At 55.2% G+C, this 17,132-nt stretch carries 11 protein-coding genes; 7 read left to right on the forward strand and 4 right to left on the reverse strand.

Going from position 1 to position 17,132, the window contains the following annotated elements:
* The first annotated feature begins 11 nt into the window (after nucleotides 1-11).
* The gene (locus ACGY09_RS20630; RefSeq protein WP_397569249.1) at nucleotides 12-1,616 is read left to right on the forward strand and encodes a tetratricopeptide repeat protein; all 1,605 of its coding nucleotides are present in this window, start codon (nucleotides 12-14) and stop codon (nucleotides 1,614-1,616) included.
* Nucleotides 1,617-1,666: 50 nt separating this feature from the next.
* Here ACGY09_RS20630 and ACGY09_RS20635 read toward each other — a convergent pair whose 3' ends face one another.
* Nucleotides 1,667-2,023, reverse strand: a complete 357-nt coding sequence (locus ACGY09_RS20635) for a hypothetical protein (RefSeq protein WP_397569250.1) — start codon at nucleotides 2,021-2,023, stop codon at nucleotides 1,667-1,669.
* Nucleotides 2,024-2,069: 46 nt separating this feature from the next.
* Between ACGY09_RS20635 and ACGY09_RS20640 the strand changes: the two genes are divergently transcribed.
* Entirely contained in the window at nucleotides 2,070-2,402 is a 333-nt protein-coding gene (locus ACGY09_RS20640; protein WP_397569251.1) for a hypothetical protein, read from the forward strand.
* 1,437 nt (nucleotides 2,403-3,839) lie between these two features.
* Here the strand turns inward: ACGY09_RS20640 and ACGY09_RS20645 are convergent.
* Nucleotides 3,840-5,909, reverse strand: coding sequence for an ABC transporter ATP-binding protein (locus tag ACGY09_RS20645; protein ID WP_397569252.1), 2,070 nt, complete (start codon nucleotides 5,907-5,909; stop codon nucleotides 3,840-3,842).
* A gap of 83 nt (nucleotides 5,910-5,992) precedes the next feature.
* On the opposite strand from ACGY09_RS20645, the gene ACGY09_RS20650 reads away from it, so the two are divergent.
* Nucleotides 5,993-7,300: a sulfatase gene (locus tag ACGY09_RS20650; RefSeq protein ID WP_397569253.1), complete on the forward strand. Its 1,308-nt coding sequence runs from the start codon at nucleotides 5,993-5,995 to the stop codon at nucleotides 7,298-7,300.
* Between the two features lie 40 nt (nucleotides 7,301-7,340).
* Nucleotides 7,341-8,003 carry a hypothetical protein gene (locus ACGY09_RS20655; RefSeq protein WP_397569254.1) on the forward strand — a complete coding sequence of 221 codons (663 nt, stop codon included), beginning with the start codon at nucleotides 7,341-7,343 and terminating at the stop codon, nucleotides 8,001-8,003.
* Nucleotides 8,004-8,023: 20 nt separating this feature from the next.
* Here the strand turns inward: ACGY09_RS20655 and ACGY09_RS20660 are convergent, their stop codons facing one another.
* Together ACGY09_RS20660 and ACGY09_RS20665 are read right to left on the reverse strand one after the other, a co-directional pair.
* Nucleotides 8,024-10,312 carry a beta-galactosidase trimerization domain-containing protein gene (locus ACGY09_RS20660; protein WP_397569255.1) on the reverse strand — a complete coding sequence of 763 codons (2,289 nt, stop codon included), beginning with the start codon at nucleotides 10,310-10,312 and terminating at the stop codon, nucleotides 8,024-8,026.
* 189 nt (nucleotides 10,313-10,501) lie between these two features.
* On the reverse strand, nucleotides 10,502-12,304 hold the full coding sequence (locus ACGY09_RS20665) for an ABC-F family ATP-binding cassette domain-containing protein (protein WP_397569256.1): 1,803 nt from the start codon (nucleotides 12,302-12,304) through the stop codon (nucleotides 10,502-10,504).
* Between the two features lie 381 nt (nucleotides 12,305-12,685).
* On the opposite strand from ACGY09_RS20665, the gene ACGY09_RS20670 reads away from it, so the two are divergent.
* The 3 genes from ACGY09_RS20670 (at nucleotide 12,686) to ACGY09_RS20680 (ending at nucleotide 16,920) form a co-directional block, all read left to right on the forward strand.
* Entirely contained in the window at nucleotides 12,686-14,044 is a 1,359-nt protein-coding gene (locus tag ACGY09_RS20670) for a hypothetical protein (protein ID WP_373653024.1), read from the forward strand.
* A 183-nt stretch (nucleotides 14,045-14,227) separates the two neighbouring features.
* On the forward strand, nucleotides 14,228-15,520 hold the full coding sequence (locus ACGY09_RS20675; protein ID WP_373653025.1) for a Gfo/Idh/MocA family protein: 1,293 nt from the start codon (nucleotides 14,228-14,230) through the stop codon (nucleotides 15,518-15,520).
* 23 nt (nucleotides 15,521-15,543) lie between these two features.
* Entirely contained in the window at nucleotides 15,544-16,920 is a 1,377-nt protein-coding gene (locus ACGY09_RS20680; protein ID WP_373653026.1) for an LssY C-terminal domain-containing protein, read from the forward strand.
* Nucleotides 16,921-17,132: the final 212 nt, after the last annotated feature.

Below are 17,132 nucleotides of genomic sequence, written 5' to 3' on the forward strand. Positions count from 1 at the left end.
AAGGATTGAAGATGTATCGCTCAGTTCACCGTGGCATGGTGCACATTATCGTCGTCGTACTTATGGCGAGATCAACCGTCGGCGAAGAAACGCTGGTTGGTAAACCAGTGATGCCACGTATTGGCTGTAAGGTGTCGTCTGAAGGAAAAGTGATCGGGGCAGAGAGTTTTTCCCTGCCGTTTACGGTGCTCGCTGTGGACGGACGCACGCTCACAACAAACCGAGGCACGGTTAATACTGACGATGTTGTATTAATCGAGGAAGCACTCGAGTATTACACCTCAGCCATCGAGTCCGATTCACGAAGTGCCGAGGCGTTTCGGTGTCGCGCATTCGCTTTCTGGCACAATCAGAAATACGAACGTGCGCTCGATGATATCGTTGAAGCGCAGAAGTTGGATCCAACAAATGCAACATATATAAAGAATCATGGCGATATCCTGTGGTTTTTTAATAAGCCTGACGAGGCGCTGAAGAAATATCGTAATGCCGTCGATCTGCGTCCAGGTTACTTTGATGCCTACATGAATTGCGGAGCGATGCTGGCTGGAAAAGACAGGTATAATGAAGCAACGGAGTTTCTAATTAAGGCGGTTGAGCTCAATCCAAGCTCGTCCGAGGCATGGAGGTTTCTTGGGCTGAGCCATGGAATATTAGGGCGAAGCGACAGGGGTATCGCAGAGTTGTCTCGCGCAATTTCACTGGAAGATAGTCCAGAGTGTCGCATGTCTCGTTGCCGTATGCATCTGAAGAACGAAAGCTACGAAGAATTGCTCACCGATACGGAGCACCTGATACAAAGGAAGGCTAAGTTGGATTTTGCATATACACAACGATCACGGGGACTGTTCTACCTCGGGCGAATCAAGGAGGCACTGGATCAGTTGGACGAGGCCATCTCTCAGGGGTTGACGGACTCCATGGTCTTGGGAGAAAGGGCCAAGCTGTGGGCTTCTCTAGGAGAGTATGAGAAGCAGCTTCAGGATTTGACGGCGTGGGCTGAAGAAAGGCCGCAAGAAGCCCGTGCACATATGGCGCTCTCACAGTTCCTGTCTACAACGACTTGTGACGAGAAAAGAGACGGAAGTCTTGCGTATAAGCACGCGAAACTGGCGATAAACCTGCCGGGGGGTGTCAAATTTATTCCTAACGATATCCTCGCGGCGGCTAAAGCGGAATTGCAAGAGTTTGATGAAGCTGAACGGCTTCAGAAGAAAGCGATCAGGGCAGCCAAAGAACAATTCACCCGTCTGTTGGAGGGACGTTGTGAACTGATCGACAGAATTTCTGCCGAAGTTGATGTGCGTGAGCCTGGTCGTGATGAATGGGCTCGCACGTTTGAGAAGGTGGAGGCCGCATGTCGATTGTCAGAATGGAGAAATCCGGGGCAGATCGATCGTCTGTCCATACTGGCGGCGGAGATGGGAGATGCGGAAAATGCCAAGAAGCTCCAGCATTTGCGACACAAGGTAATTGAAGACTCGGTACTCAAGGATATGGAAGCGCTACGCGTGAACTATGAAAAGCGCATGCCTGCGCGAATTGACACGGGGAACTTTATTGATGAGAGTGGTCGGCTGGAAGCTATGTTTGATGTGCTGATATTATCACGTTAATCAAACAAGCAAAAGCTGCTGAGTAAGCTAATGCAGCAATGGTGATCCGGTCACGGGGACAGTGCATCGATGAAGATCGGCTTGAGTGAGCACCGAACCTCACGCGGGATCCGTGATTTCGCCACGCGGGGTGGCCCGACCGCCTGTTCAGGGCGGTTGGGTCGCGGAGCGACATGATGTGACGCCATGAGCGTTCCCTTTTTGGGATCACCGCACGAAGTTTTCCTCTGTCCACCATGGTTGAAAGACGCGTTTACGACACTGAGCAGCAGATCCACTTCGTGAGGTTCTCGTGCGACAAGAGGCGCAAGCACTTGCAGCATGATCAAGCGAAGAAAATCATCATTGGCAACATGAGCAGTCGACGGGCACAGCATCAGGGGCTTTGCCTGGGGATTCGTGATCATGCCGGATCACGTTCATGTTCTCATCTGGTTCCCGGAAACGTAGCGATTGAGTCCATTCACGAGCAAGTGGAAGGAACTGACTTCGAAATCATTAAAAACCGTCTTGCCCCAGCGTTTCCAGAGCGACTGGTCCCAGATTGACTCCACCGAACCAAGCTGGCAGGCATGCGACTGCGGATTCAACAATGGGTCGCGGGCCAAGGTGGAAGAAAAGCTGGACTCAATTCACATGAATCCCGTTCGGGCCGGGTTGTTGGAACAAGCCAGGGACAGGCCGTGGAGTTCGGCTCGCTGGTACTTTGAACAGAAATCTGTTGGTTCACCGATTCGGTGGCCGCCTGGTTTGGAAGCGGATGATGAATTCACCACGGATCTGTAGTGGGCAGCCGACGATATTGCACCTTGTGCCTCCGGCACCCGACCGTCCTCAACAGGCGGTCGGGCCACCCAGCGAACGTGGTTACAATAGAAAACTGAGGGAATGCAAAGGAGGAATCGCTCAATAGAACCAGTCTATAAGAACCGATTCAAGGATTTAGCATAACCATGATATGTGTACATGCGCTATCATACAAAGAAGACAACGGATTCCGTGTAGAAATACTAGCGGATTTGATGAGTAGGCCAGTTGATATCGACTTCGGCAAGTTCGAATTTAAGCATCCCGAGATCGGAAAGAGGCGTCGAGAGAGAATCTTGCAACGCATTCGCGAGTGTATGGCCTATTGGAAATTGCCGATAGAGATCGCTTTTATAGACACGAGGGAGTTGCTGGACGGAACTATTGCGCACTATTACCGCAGATCAGATGAGGAGATCGCTGCTTTCAGAAAAATGCGTGAGCAACTCGGTACAGAGAATTTGTGAATTAGGTTTAAACCCCGATAGAGATAGCTTTAAACGCAGGGTGTCCCGACCGCCTGTTCAGAGCGGTTGGGTCGCGGAGCGACATGATGTGACGCCATGAGCGTTCCCTTTTTAGGATCACCGCACGCAAATTTCCTCTGCCCACCATGGTTGAAAGATGCGTTTACGCCGCTGAGAAGCAGATCCACTTCGTGACGTTCTCGTGCGACAAGAGGCGCGAGCACCTACGGCATCATCAGATGATGTCCGCAACCTCGCTCCGAACAACGCTTTCCTGCCGCCCGGCAGGTTCATGGGAGGCGAGATGCGACTTGTAGCAGGCGACCAGCTTCGATCCCTCTTGTTGCATGACAACCCAGACGTCCAAAGCGACGTCTGGGCCACCCGGTCATCGTCACCCCGCCACACCGCATGCAATCAGTTTCTTACCCTTTAATCAGCGCACGCCCCCATCGGGAAGACTGCTATTGTTGCTCGCATTACAACCGAACATGCGACAATTTCTCGTGACGTCTTTTATAGATACTGTAACATAAACAGATCGAGTCCTTGGCAGGGAGGGCGAGATTCGTGCTGCCTGCAACGCCTGATCCGGTTTCACCCGAATGACGGGCATGAAAATCCGGTGACGAGCGAGACGCGCTGGTTTCGCCGAATGGGACTGATCTTTGTTGTGTGACGGGAAGGGGGGACCAGAAATGAGAAAACGTGCGTGGAATCACGGTACGCAGACCTTCGTCCGGGGAGAATGCGGGACTACTTTTGGACTCCCGATTAGATGCTCAAGGTGCTCAAGTTGCTCAACCTTGAGCATCTAATCCAAGCCCCTGAAAAACAGGGGTTTCGTGATTAGGTGCTCAAGATGCTCACTCGCGCGCAGCGCGCATTTCATTTCTGCTTTGCGTGGTCAAATGCGGCTGTGGAGGGGGACTGGGAGGTTTCGGCTCCCTCACGGCCGTCGGTGCGCGGAATGTTCTTTGGCAATTTCATGATGAGAGACTGCCGACACCGCTCGGGGTGAGTCTGACGAGATTGTGCCGAGCGTCATGTGGATCTGCTGCTCGACCATCGCACGATATTTTCCCCCCTGACTCATCAGCTCCGCGTGGCTGCCAGTCTGACTGATCCGGCCGTTTTCCATAACGACGATCAGATCCGCACTGGAAATGGTGCTGAGGCGGTGAGCGATGACGAAGCTGGTGCGGCCTTGCATCAGTTTGGCCAGACTTTCCTGAATCAGGCGTTCGCTCTCGGTGTCGAGATTGCTGGTCGCTTCGTCCAGAATCAGCAGTTTAGGGTCCGCGAGAATTGCTCGAGCGATCGCCAGCCGCTGGCGTTGTCCGCCACTGAGGCGAACGCCTCGTTCGCCAATCACGGTCTGCATACCGTCATGCTGTCGGTCAATAAATTCTGCGGCGTTTGCGGCTTCGGCCGCGGCACGAATTTCCTGAGGGGTCGCATCGCGTCGCGCGTACGAAATGTTCTGGCTGATGGTTCCGTCGAACAGGAAGACGTCCTGTTCAACGACCCCGAGCAGCGACCGAAACGATTCGACGTCGTAGTCACGCAGGTCCCGTCCATCGAGTGTGACCTGTCCCGAAGTCGGATCATAGAAGCGGGCGACCAGATTACTGAGAGTTGTTTTGCCCGCACCGCTCGGGCCGACCAGAGCCACGGTCTGTCCCGCACGAACCCGCAGATTGACATCACTCAGTGCAGGAGCTTCCGTACCGGGGTATGTGAATGAGACATTCTTGAACTCGACCTCACCCGCAATCTGCTGGCGGTCCGCTTTTACAGAATGGGACGACGCGGGCATCTCGCGCGGCTCCTGCAGCAGGTCGAGAACGCGATCGAGTCCGCTGAGGCTATTCTGAAATTGTGTAGCGCTTTGGGCGAGTGTGGCGAGTGGCTCGAGCAGCATCAGCAGGTAGACCAGAAACATCATCAGGTCACCGACGGTCATGTGTCCATCGAGAACTCGCCAGCCACCGTAGAACAGCAGACCCGCGCTGGAGATCGGGATCAGTGTTTCCCAGACCATTTCAATGAACCGCATCCACCACCACGCATACAGTTCCTGCCGGGCCATCAGATTGTTTTCCGTGGTGAAGCGGGCGGCTTCCCGCTTCTGCCGGCTGAAGGCGCGAACGATCCTCATTCCGGCGAACGCTTCGGTGGCGCCAGCATCGATCTGCTCACGCTGTTTGCGAATCACGCGGAACTGGGGTCGGATACTGTTGATCCAGGCCCGGTGGGTGAAATAGACCGTGGGAAGTAGAACAAAGGCCCCCAGCAGTAAAGTCCAGTCCACCCATGCGAGAATGAACAGACTGCCGGCCAGTTGGATGATGGCTCGCCAGGGATTAAACAACATTCCGAAAACGAGTTCCCCGACACTGCCTCCATCTTCCCGCAGGATCGAGGCGACTCCACCTGACCGAATTTCCTGAATGCGATGCAGGGGGAGACGAATCGCATGCTCGAAGACCTGTCGTCGCAGGTTGAGCTGGATCTGCTTCGAGATTTTGGTGGCGTACCAGCGCCCCCAGACATGCACAGCGATCTTCATCAACGAGACAGCGGCAACGGCCACGACGGTCAGTAACAGCAACCGGCGAGGATTTTCCAGTGAGGGAACCCGCTGCAGCACCCAGTCGGGCAGCCGTCTGCCGGTGAGGCCGTAGTCGATGATAAATTTTGTCCCGGCAGGGGGGAGCAAGCCGATGAGTGTCGCAATCGTCACGGAAACCAGGATCCAGATGAGTTGCCACCGGAACGGTTTGAGGAGTTTGAAAAACTCCCAGACGAGTTGCGGAGCTGAGCGGACGCGGTCTTTTGCACTTCGCTCATGACCGGAGGAATGAATTCCTCCGCTGGGCAATTGTTTGTCTTTGACCTGTCGCCGGTAAAGCTCAAAGCGGGATCGGCTTCCTCCCAGCGAATTCGCTTCGTTCGTGGAAGCGGTGGTCCGATCTGAGACAACGGGCGTCGTAGATTCCGTCGAGTGATTTTGCATACTGGATTGTAAACTGAAAGATGATCAGGTCGAGTCGCCCGCGAGAGATTTCTGTCCGATACGCTCTGTCAGAGGTGCTGCCCATGAGTTTAGTCCGAAACCGATTCGCATCCTGGATTGTCACGGGTGCTGTCGCTTGTGTCTGGTTTGTTGCGACAAACATCGCCCATGCGGCGGAACGTCCGCCAAATGTGGTCATGCTGATCGGTGACGACATGGGCTGGACCGACTATGGGTTTATGGGACATGAGGTCGTCAAGACCCCGCATATCGATCGGCTTGCAGAAGAAGGAGCGTTATTTCCTAACGGATACGTGCCGACATCCCTGTGTCGCGCCAGTCTGGCGACGTTGCTGACGGGCCTGTACGCCAGCCAGCACAAGATCTGCTGTAACGATCCACCGCAGGGGATTGACCGCAGCGAGATGCTGCCGTTCCTCGGCAAGGCCGCGACAATTCCGCGGCGATTGAAAGAGCGGGGGTATGAGAGCCTGCAAACGGGGAAGTTCTGGGAGGGGCATTTCTCGAACGGCGGGTTCACTCAGGGAATGACGACCAAAGGGCGACACGGCGACGACGGTCTGGTGATCGGCAGACAGACCATGCAGCCGATTTATGACTTCATCACGGCGTGTGGTGAGAAGCCCTTTTTCGTCTGGTACGCACCGATGCTGCCTCATGAGCCGCACAATCCACCGCAGCGCATCCTGGAAAAGTACCTGTCGCCTGATCGGGATCTGAGAAAGGCGAAGTACTGGGCGATGTGCGAGTGGTTTGATGAGACCTGCGGCCAACTGGTGAACTGGCTGGATGTGCATGGATACAAGGAGAATACACTCATCATCTATGTGGTCGATAATGGCTGGCTGCAGACGAACGGTCCCGTCAGACAGGGGGACCAGTTTCTGACACGCAGTAAGAATACGCCCTATGAAGATGGCGTGCGGACTCCCATCATCTTCCGGCGGCCCGGCTGGATTACCCCCGGTCGCCGAACGGAACTAGTCTCGACCATTGATCTCGCCCCGACGATTCTGGCCGCCTGCCACGTGTTGCCTGCCGAGTCACTGCCCGGACTGAACCTGCTGCCGCTGATTCGTGAAGGTCAGCCCATTAATCGGAGCGACGTTTATGGCGAGATTTACCTGCACGACTGTGTCGAGTTAGGCAAACCGGGACTGAGTGTGACACACCGCTGGATTCGACAGGCTGAATGGAAGCTGATTGTTCCCACTCACCCGGATGCGGCCCCGGAACTCTACCACGTGACGGAAGATCCTCATGAAAAGCGGGATGAGGCCGCCAGGTTTCCGGAGCGGGTTGAGCAACTGACCACTCTTTTGAACGAACGATGGAATCCAAAGAAAGATGTCGTGAAGACGAATCGCTGAGGAATGATGTGAAATGGGGCTTGATTACGTGGAAATTGTAATGGAAGTAGAAGACCACTTCGGAATCACCTGGCAGTTCGATGAGCTCCAATCCGTTAACACTGTAGGGGATTTTGTCAGAGCGATCCGCTCCCGCATTACTGCTGCGAGTGCCTTCCCCTGTCCGACGCTGGTTCAGTTCCATCGACTGCGACGGTTGGTGCGCGTGATAACAGGTCGGCCCCAACTCCGTGCTCGTCCCAAAGAGTTATTGCTGGTGTCGCTGTCGAAAGAGGAACGTCGCGAGCTTTGGCGGAAGCTTTCGGACGTATTTGGCGCGACGCCACCGGCCTTGCGAAGGCCTCGACTCATGCGCCGATTTCTCGCTCTGCTGTTCTTTTCCAGTAGCTTTGGAACCTTGGCCTATGTCGCAAGAACGGAACCCTTATTATTGCCGCTGGGCGTCTTGTTGAACTCGTTGTTCATCATGGCGGCTTTGTACCTGACTTCATTTGCCAGATCGATTCCGCCCGTTGGCTGGATGACCTATGGCGAGGTCACGCGGAAGCTGACAGGAACAGTTGCAACATACAAAAATCTCAACTCGAAAACCGACCAGGAAATCTTTGACGAAATGAAGGGAATCATTCACGAAACAACACAGATTGATCCCGACTCGATTTATCTTGATTCTCATTTCATTGAGGATCTTAAGATCTCATAAACTAATCCATCACTGGCGTTTCAAGGCAGTTCAACCACGACCATTGAGTGAACGTCGAGGCGGGGAACCGTGACGGTTACTCCTTCAGGCGTTTGTTCGGGTTTGAGATCAAGCCCCTCCGGTTCCAGGTGGATTCGGCGGACCTGGTACTGAGGTGATAACGTCACTGTGATGTCATGAATGGGAACCACTTCTTCCCGCAGCGGCACATCGTCATTAGGAAAGGCATGTGCCGCTGTGGTGTTGAGATCATTGTAAAGATGCACGATCAGTCGATTCCGATTTTCATCCTGTTGCCGCATGACCGTGGAATGGATGCACATCGGTGCTTTAATCGTCACAGGTTGAGGAGCGGAGGCGGCCCACTGGATTGCATGGGCTAAGGCGAGACGTTGATAAGGATAAGCATACAGGTAATAGCCGGCATCAAGTCCCGCCGCGAAGTAGACAACCCGGCCTTTTCCGTGAGTCCGCGTGACGACGGCGGGAAGTGCAGGTGAACCGGCTGCCGATTTGTCAGTAATGGCTGCGATCACACTGGCCGCAGGATCGTGCACTTTGACTTTGACCGCGGGCCCTTTGAAGGTCACCGGATCGGGACCGACGTAGGTCTTCATCTTTCCCTGATTCAGAAAGGAATCCGTCTCCTGCCGGAAATCAAACACACTTTTTCGTTTTTCCCAGTAATCAGGACCGATGGAAATGGAAAAATTCACATCCAGCTCGGCGGTGGCGGGAGCAGGCCCTGCTTCGGGCAACCCGAGGTACTCCACCCCCAGAACCTCCGCCAGCGAGAACCGGCTGCGGGGATCGCCGTATTCATCGAACAGAGACGTATCGAGACTCGCAACGAGACCTCCTCCCTCTCGGACAAACTCGTCGATCGCGGCTGTCTGCGTCTCGTCAAGACTGGCACAGTTAGGGAGGATCAGCACACGATAACGGGACAAATCCGTTGGATTCAGGTTCCAATCGTTGATGACGGTCACAGGCAGATGTTCCTCCTGTGCGGCACGGAACTGACCAAGCACATTGGCCATGTAGCGTTCTTCGACCTTGCCTGCCGATCGGCCATAGAAATTGCGCGTATTGTCGGACATGACCATCGCCCCCCAGGGCTCGGGCTGCTTTTGGGTGAGCCAGGGTTTACGTCGCTGGACCTCATCCATCACCGCATAAAGTTCCTGTTGCAGATGCTTTGGTTGAATCACGCCGATGCTGGGTGAAGCTCCATAGGTCAGCGCCAGCATCATCCGCCGCTCAATCTCGTGGGGTGGGAACGAGTCTTTTCCATAGGGATTGCCGTGACTGAGGAGATAAGGTTCGCTAAAGGCAACTCGATGATTGGTCGTCGCCCAGATATAGGCGTTTGCAAAGGCGGGAACGATCGTGGTTCCTCGATTGGTTTCGTCGAGCCAGAACTCCTGATCCGGGGCATCCAGCAGCAGGTTCATCCGTGCGGGCATATTGCGGGGGATCGAAAGGAAGTGTCCCCAGCGTCCCGCGTTGGTGGTCCAGGTCACCAGACCGAGATCGGGCTTGAGTCCCTTCAGTCGAACCTGCATCCGTTGCACGAGGTTTTCCATCCGGCGATCAGCCCAATGCTGATAACGGCGAAAGGCCGGGTTGTTGAGGTCTGCATCAGGGATTTCTGATTGAGTCTCATTTCGAAAGTTCGTCCGGCAATGTTCGCAGTAGCAGACACCCCCATAGTGCAGACCATCAAAACTAAAGGCATCAACATCCGGGAATCGGGTGACGATTTCTGCGAGGATCTCGATCATGAAGTCGCCGTAGGGGCCCAGCAGACAGAGCATCCCGCCATGGGAGAATTTTTCCATGTCGATTTGAGGAATGGCTGTGGTGTTGGTGGCGATACGGCGCCAGTCGGGATGCTCTTCGTAGACCTCCGCCTGCAGGCAAGGGGGGTAGACGCCCAGGATCCGAACACCCAGACGCTTGTATTCCGCGATTTCCTGATTCAACCGCTCGGTCGGGACATGGGGGCTGCGACGCTTCAGCAGTTTGCTGTCGTAATAGACGTAGAAAGGATCGACGAACCCCATCTCGCTGATCGTGACACCATGCCTGACGGCTTCCGTCCGCGCGGCAGCATCCATGACCGACAGCGTGTAGCCACAGCCGACTGTTTTCTGGATCCAGTCCGGGATCCTGACCTGGTGAAAGGGGGATTTTTCGAAGGGTTGCGGAGCGATCCGTGCATCCCAGATTGGATGATCGGAATCATCTGCGGAACTGACCAAGGGCAGAATGATCAGCAGACACACCACAAGCCAACGAAAGACCATCGAAAGTCTCCGACACAGTGGGGTAATGACGCTCTCTGGTTACCAGGCTGCTCAACTCTTCAGGGGAGGGAATCTCTGATCTATCCGACGATCGTAATTCTGTCGTGCAACGGCGTACTTCACAGCGGCCACAGGGGGGAGTCTCAAATCGAGAGATTCCCCCACAAAAGCCGTGTGGAGTGCGTCGGTTTACCACGCATCTTCACCGAGTTCTTCCTGCAACTGGCACCAGCGATCTTCCGCTTCGGCCAGTTCTTTCGCCAGCGCTTCGACTTCGTTATGCAGCCTCAAAGACTCCTTTGCGTCGGTCGTCTCCATCAGTTTGGCACTGGAAGCCTTTTTCTGATCGTCCAGACGGGCGATGGTTTTTTCGATTGTGGAAAGTTCTTTGCGAACTTCCCGTTCGTTTCTCCGAGCCTCTTTCGCGGCTGGTTTCGCTACGTCGTTCGGTTTGGCAACGCCGGGAGGGAGCTTTGTACGACGAGCCGCTTCTTCACGTTCGCCGTCGTCAATTTCCTTATTCACATAATACAGGTACGCATCATAGTTCCCCGCATAGTTTGTCACACGACCGTCGCGCACTTCGATGATGTTCGTCGCCACCCGTTTCATAAAGTGGCGATCGTGGCTGGTGAAGATCACCGTTCCCTTATACGCCACGAGTGCATCGGCCAGTGCTTCGACCGTATCAACGTCCAGGTGGTTACCCGGTTCGTCGAGGACGAGGATGTTGTATTGGCTAAGGAGCAGTCCGGCGAGACACAGACGAGCCCGTTCGCCCCCGGACAGAACGCCGATTTTCTTCTGGACATGATCGTCACGGAAGAGGAGGGCTCCTGCAACGCCGAGGATTTCCTGCGACTTGGTCCCTTTGGCGGCGTTGGATTCCAGGTACTCGAGCACCGTCTGTTTTTCAGAAAGACTCGTGTAGACATGCTGAGCATAGACACCGATCTGGCAGCCATACCCCCAACGAACTTCCCCTTCAATCGGCTTCAGCGAATCGACGATTGTTCTCAGGAACGTCGTTTTTCCCTGACCGTTGTCCCCCACAATCGCAGCGCGGGAACCGTGGTCAATTTCGACTTCAATTCCACTGGAGATGGTTCTCTCGGGATAACCGATCGACAGATTCAGGGCGCGGAGGGCAGGTCCCTGTCGCGGTTCCACCTGTGGGGCACGAATTCGTGCGGTCGGATCATCCGTGGCGATGTCTGCCAGTTCGAGTCGTTCGAGCTGCTTAGTCTTGGAACGGGCCTGGTTAGCAGTACTGGCTCGCGCCTTGTTCTTGGCGATGAACTCTTCCAGGTGTTTTCGCTTGGACAACACGGCCGCGTTGGATCGTTCCAGAATTTCCCTCTGATCACGCTGGTATTCCAGAAAGGCATCGACCTTGCCGGGGAACATGGTCAATTTGCCGCGGCTCAGGTCGAGGGTGTGGGTGCATGTCGCCCCCAGGAATGCACGATCGTGCGAGACGATCAGACATCCCTCGCGATATCCGCGCAGAAAGTGTTCCAGCAGAATCTGGGTTCGCAGGTCGAGGAAGTTGGTTGGTTCGTCCAGCAGCAGCAGATTCGGTTCGTGCAAGAGCAGGGCGGCGAGTTTCACTCGCGTCTGCCATCCCCCCGACAGTTTCGAGATCGGCCCCTCAAGGTAGGCCCCTTTGAGTTCGAACTGGCCGGCAACCTCGCCGCATTTCCAGTCGGGCTGGCCACTGTCCCGCATCAGAAACTCTTGAGCCGTCTCACCGGGCAGAAAGGGATCGTGCTGACGGAGGTAGCCGATTCTCAGCTTGGGATGGCGGGTCACTTCGCCGGTATCCAGTTCCTCCTCACCAAGCAGGATTCTGAGCAGAGTACTCTTCCCGGCGCCGTTTCGGCCAATAAATCCATACTTCACATCTTCAGAAAGCGTTGCTTCTGCCTCATCAAGCAATACTTGATTGCCATAACTCTTCGTAGCTTTCTTAATCTGCAACAACACGGCCATCGAGAACAGATCCTTCGATACAACAAAACGTCGGCGATTCGGTCGAGCGGAATCTTAGCGAAATCTGGAACCGCGGGAGAGGGAACGGGGGAATCCTTGCAGGAAATCCGCCGTAACCGGAAAACGCCTGACAAGTGGGTGAGACACACGCGTTCCAGAGACAATGAATTTCTTCCAAGTCCCTCGACAACAGAAGCTTCGGAGCGAATGGATCGTTCGTGGCGCCTTCGCGGGTCGACGTCCCTGCACGTCGGTGCGGTTACGGGCGGGGAAAAGCGACTCAAGCAAATCTCCGCGCACGTCCGGGTGCGACGGCGAACGCAACAGAGTAGACTTTTGCGTCATTTCTCACCTTCTGCATCATCCTTCGCGGAATACACCATGCTGAACGTTTTGAAGACCGCTGATCGGGCGACGGGCTGCCAGGAAATTTCGAGAACCCGCACGACGGCCGGATCGTTCCGGCTGATTCTGATTCTGGTCTTGTCGATCTGCCAGACCGCAGCGACGGCGGGTGAATTCAAAGTTGGCACGGGAACTCGTGTGATCACTCCCGATCCGCTGCTACCTGTCTCGGGCGGAGTCGGACCGACGAAACCGGCTCGGGAGAAGCAGGGGGACCTGAAGGCACGAGCCGTGGTCTTTCAGAATGGCGAAACAGCGGTTGCCGTAGTCAGTCTGGACCTGTTGGGGTTTCCGTCTGTTCTCGGTCATCGTGTCCGGGCGAAGGTTCCGCGGATCGACCCGAAGAACATTCTGATTGGTTCGACGCATACCCATAGTGCACCCGACTGCTACGGTTTTGCCGACGGACGTGGAGGATTCACAGGCGACTTGAAGTACATGGACCTGGTCTGCGTCAAAGCGGCGGAAGCGATTAATGAAGCGCTTGATGATTTGAAGCCTGCGCGGCTGAAAATTGCCACGGACGAAGCCCAGGGGAAGATCGCCTATAACTACTATGCTCCTGACTTATACGACCGTCGCATGAGCGTAATTCAGGCCGTGGACGAAAACGGGAAGCCGATTGTCACGCTGGTCAATTATGCCATCCACCCCGAGGTACTGGGCTCTGGCATCGGGGTGCTCAGCCCTGATCTGATCGGCCCTCTGTGCGATCGCATTGAAGAGCAGACGGGAGGGACGGGGATCTTCATGAATGGAGCTCAGGGAGGGATGATTACGGCCGACAATCGAGATCTGAGCCGTCCGAAGGATCCTCAACGTGGATACTGGCATGATGACCGAACCTGGAATGAGTGTGTCCGAATCGGGCACACGATGGCCGATGAAGCACTCCGGATCGTCGCAGAAGCTCCTGTTCAGGCCGCCCCGGACCTCACTTGCCGTGCGATCGACGTCACCTTCCCGGTTGATTCGGATCTGATGTGGGCCATCATCATCACGTCACCTCTCAAGTATCCGCACAATCCGGATCACAGCATCACCACACAGATCAACCTCATCAATATCGGAAACGCTCAAGTTTTGACGATTCCCGGCGAGGCACTTCCCAATATCGGCTTCTACCTGAAACGGAAGATGCGGGGTGAGCATAACCTGCTCTTCGGATTGACGAATGACGCTTTCGGCTACATCCTGACCAAGGTCGATTTCCACAGTTTTCCGCGCTACGATTACATCAGTCGGACTTCGCTGGGAGAAATGACGGGTGAAATTCTGATTGAGCGTTCACTGGAACTGGTCGATCAGTCACCGAAACCAGGTGGAGCAAAATAGGCTCAAGTCAACCCGGTGATTCGCGATGTTTTGCTGTTGAATCCGCGGTTACGGTCGTGAGCGACAATGGCCTCATCCGCCAGTGCTGATTGAACCGATAACGAGCGGAGATTACGATGACGGCCTGTTTTGATAGCAGGAATTCATCCCTGTTTTAATGACTTCAATGTGGGAAATTCATTAATGACCGAACCTCTGACCCGCCGTTCGTTCTTGTCGACAGCCGGGGCCACGACGTTTGCTGCAACCCTGGCGACGACGGCTTCCTTCACAGCTCAAAGCTATGCTCGCGTCAAGGGGGCCAATGACCGGATCGGGGTCGGAATCATTGGTGCAGGGGTGATCGGTACGGCTCACCTGAACGTCCTGAATGGGCTCAAAGAAAAGAACAATCTTGCCCCGATTGCAGTGGTCGACTGCTGGAAGACTCGCGCGGCCCAGGGCAAGGAACTCGTGGGTGCCGATCACGCACTCACCGAATACCGCAAGCTGCTCGACATGAAGGAAGTCGACTACGTCGTCGTCGCCACACCCGAACACTGGCATTCGACGATGACGATGGATGCCATGGACGCCGGCAAAGCGGTCTATTGCGAAAAGCCGATGACGCACACGATCCCTGAAGCTCAGGCCGTGATGAAGAAGCAGAAGGAGACGGGTCAGCCGCTGCAGATCGGAGTGCAGGCGTTGTCAGACGACAGCTACATTTCTGCACGCGACGCGATCCGCAAAGGGGTGATCGGCAAGGTGATCCAGGCCCAGATTGAATACGTCCGCCGTTACGACGCCAAGGCAGGGCCATGGCGAACCCCGGCGGAAATCGCCGCTCATCCCACCAAGCCAGCGGATCTCGACTGGCAGGCCTGGCTCGGCTCAGCTCCCAAGCGAGATTGGGATCCGCATCACTACTTCGAATGGCGCTGCTATTCAGCCTATTCCGGTGGGATCTGTACCGACCTGTTCATTCACCGTATTACCCGAATCATGCGAGCGTGTGACCTCTTGTATCCTCGCCGTGTCGTCGGGATGGGGGGAATCTGGCAGTGGCCAGATGGTCGTGACCTGCCAGACAACATCGAAATGATTTGTGAGTACCCTCGCGGAATGACCGTCTATGTGCTCGGAACCATGAGCAACCGAGTGGGGATCGATCACCTCATTCGCGGATACCGCGGCACGCTCTTCTTCACCCCGACTGGATGGGTGGCCAAGGATAAAGATGGCAAGGTCCTGGCCGAACATACCAAGACCGGGGGCGAAGATCAGTCTCTGCATCACACCAACCTGCATAACCATATCCGTAACGGCGAACCACTGAACTGCCCGATTGAACTGGGTATGGCAGGTGTCGTCGCCGTCAATATGGCCAACGAAAGCTGGCGTTCCAGCCAGATGATGGGATGGGACAAGGCGAATCAGAAGATGGTTCCCGCGAACACCCTGAAGCTGAGTCATGAACCGGAAGAAACGCTGTAAGGTGCCTTAAGAAAGTTCGCTTCATGCCCGCTCAAAATTGGCTCAGGCGGATCTTTCTCGTCGTTTACGAGCCAGATTCCTCAGAAATGGGGTTTCTGGCTCGTGCCCAAACTCAAATCAGTTCTGACGTCGAGGTGACCGTCGGGGCTCCCAGCCCCAAAGAAAGCGACCGTCTCTTCGGAGTCCCGCTGTCGGTGAAGGGGTTGCAACCGGTCTATGTTCGAGTGGTCAATCGCTCTGCGGAATCACAAAAGCTCCATTTCCGAAGCCTGGATCCACATTATTACCCTCCCTTAGAGGCAGCCGCCCGCTGTCATTTTTCGCTCTTGAAGCGGCTCTATTCATTTGGCATTCTTGCCTGGTTCTTCCTTCCATTGCTGTTTCTGGCCCCCTTGAAGCTACTCTCGATTGGCTGGGCCAATCAGAAGATCGACGAGTTATTCCAGTCATTGGCTTTTCATCGCCGACCCATCGGGCCCGGAGAAACAGCCGAAGGCTTTGTGTTCACCGCGTTCGATGCCGGGACGAAGATGGTTCGCGTGCGGCTGCTTTCCATCGGCAAGTCGCTCGACGGACAGCACGTGGCGAAGGTCGAATCTGCAGTCCTTTCGGCTGATCCAGAAGAGTTGGCGAACCTCCAATTTGAAGCAGGCCGCGGTGTCGATCTCACGTTTGTGATTGCTGTCCCCAGTATCAATTCCGATTACCTGCACCGCAAACTCGATGAGCATGTTCCCCAAAATGCCGCCCATGATTGCGACGTTTCCACACTGGTCGAACGGCTCAAAAGTGTCTCGACGGCAACTTGCAATCGCCACAATCGTGGCTCGGGGGACCCCATCAATCTGGTGTTGATTGGCAGCTTTGAAACGCTGCTGAACTCGTTTGCGGGACGCTGGGACGAGACCGAAGTCATCAGTCTGGCCACATGCTGGAAGACCGCTCGCGCGTTCCTGCTGGGTTCTGAATATCGGTACTCACCCGTCAGTCCGCTCTATCTGTTTGGTCGCAGCCAGGACATTGCCCTGCAGCAGATTCGCGAATCGATCAGCCAGCGACTCCATCTGCGGCTCTGGCTGGCACCGCTCACACTGCACGGTCAACCGGTCTGGATCGGTCAGGTCAGTCGCGATATCGGGGTCCGTTTCACTACTGCGGCATGGAACCTGACAACCCACAGGATCGACGCGGATGTCGATGAATCACGAGATTACCTGCTCGAAGACATGCTGGATGCCGAACGGGTCGAAGCGGCAGGATACGTTTCCGCCGCACCACCCAGTACGCCTCAGTCGCCTCGCCATAACCTGACGGGAGATCCGTACTATACGGACGGCAAACGAGTCGTCATCCTGCTCAGTCCGGTTCGGACAGTCCCCAGGTTCGTCATCTGGGACTGACACAATACGACATCCGTCCGTGCCGGTTGACGAGTCGAAGCCTCCAACGATCACTTGAGACATCGACAATCAGGCCACGGCAGGGCGGAAAGTGAATTGACCTCCCAAAAGAGGACGCAACTTTCCCCAATGAAGAAAGCCGGTCCCAAGGACCGGCTTTAGACTTCTGAGCCCACCAGCGAACTGGTGAAACTCAATCATCTGCTTCTTGG

The organism is Schlesneria sphaerica, assembly GCF_044336245.1.
GTDB lineage: Bacteria > Planctomycetota > Planctomycetia > Planctomycetales > Planctomycetaceae > Schlesneria > Schlesneria sphaerica.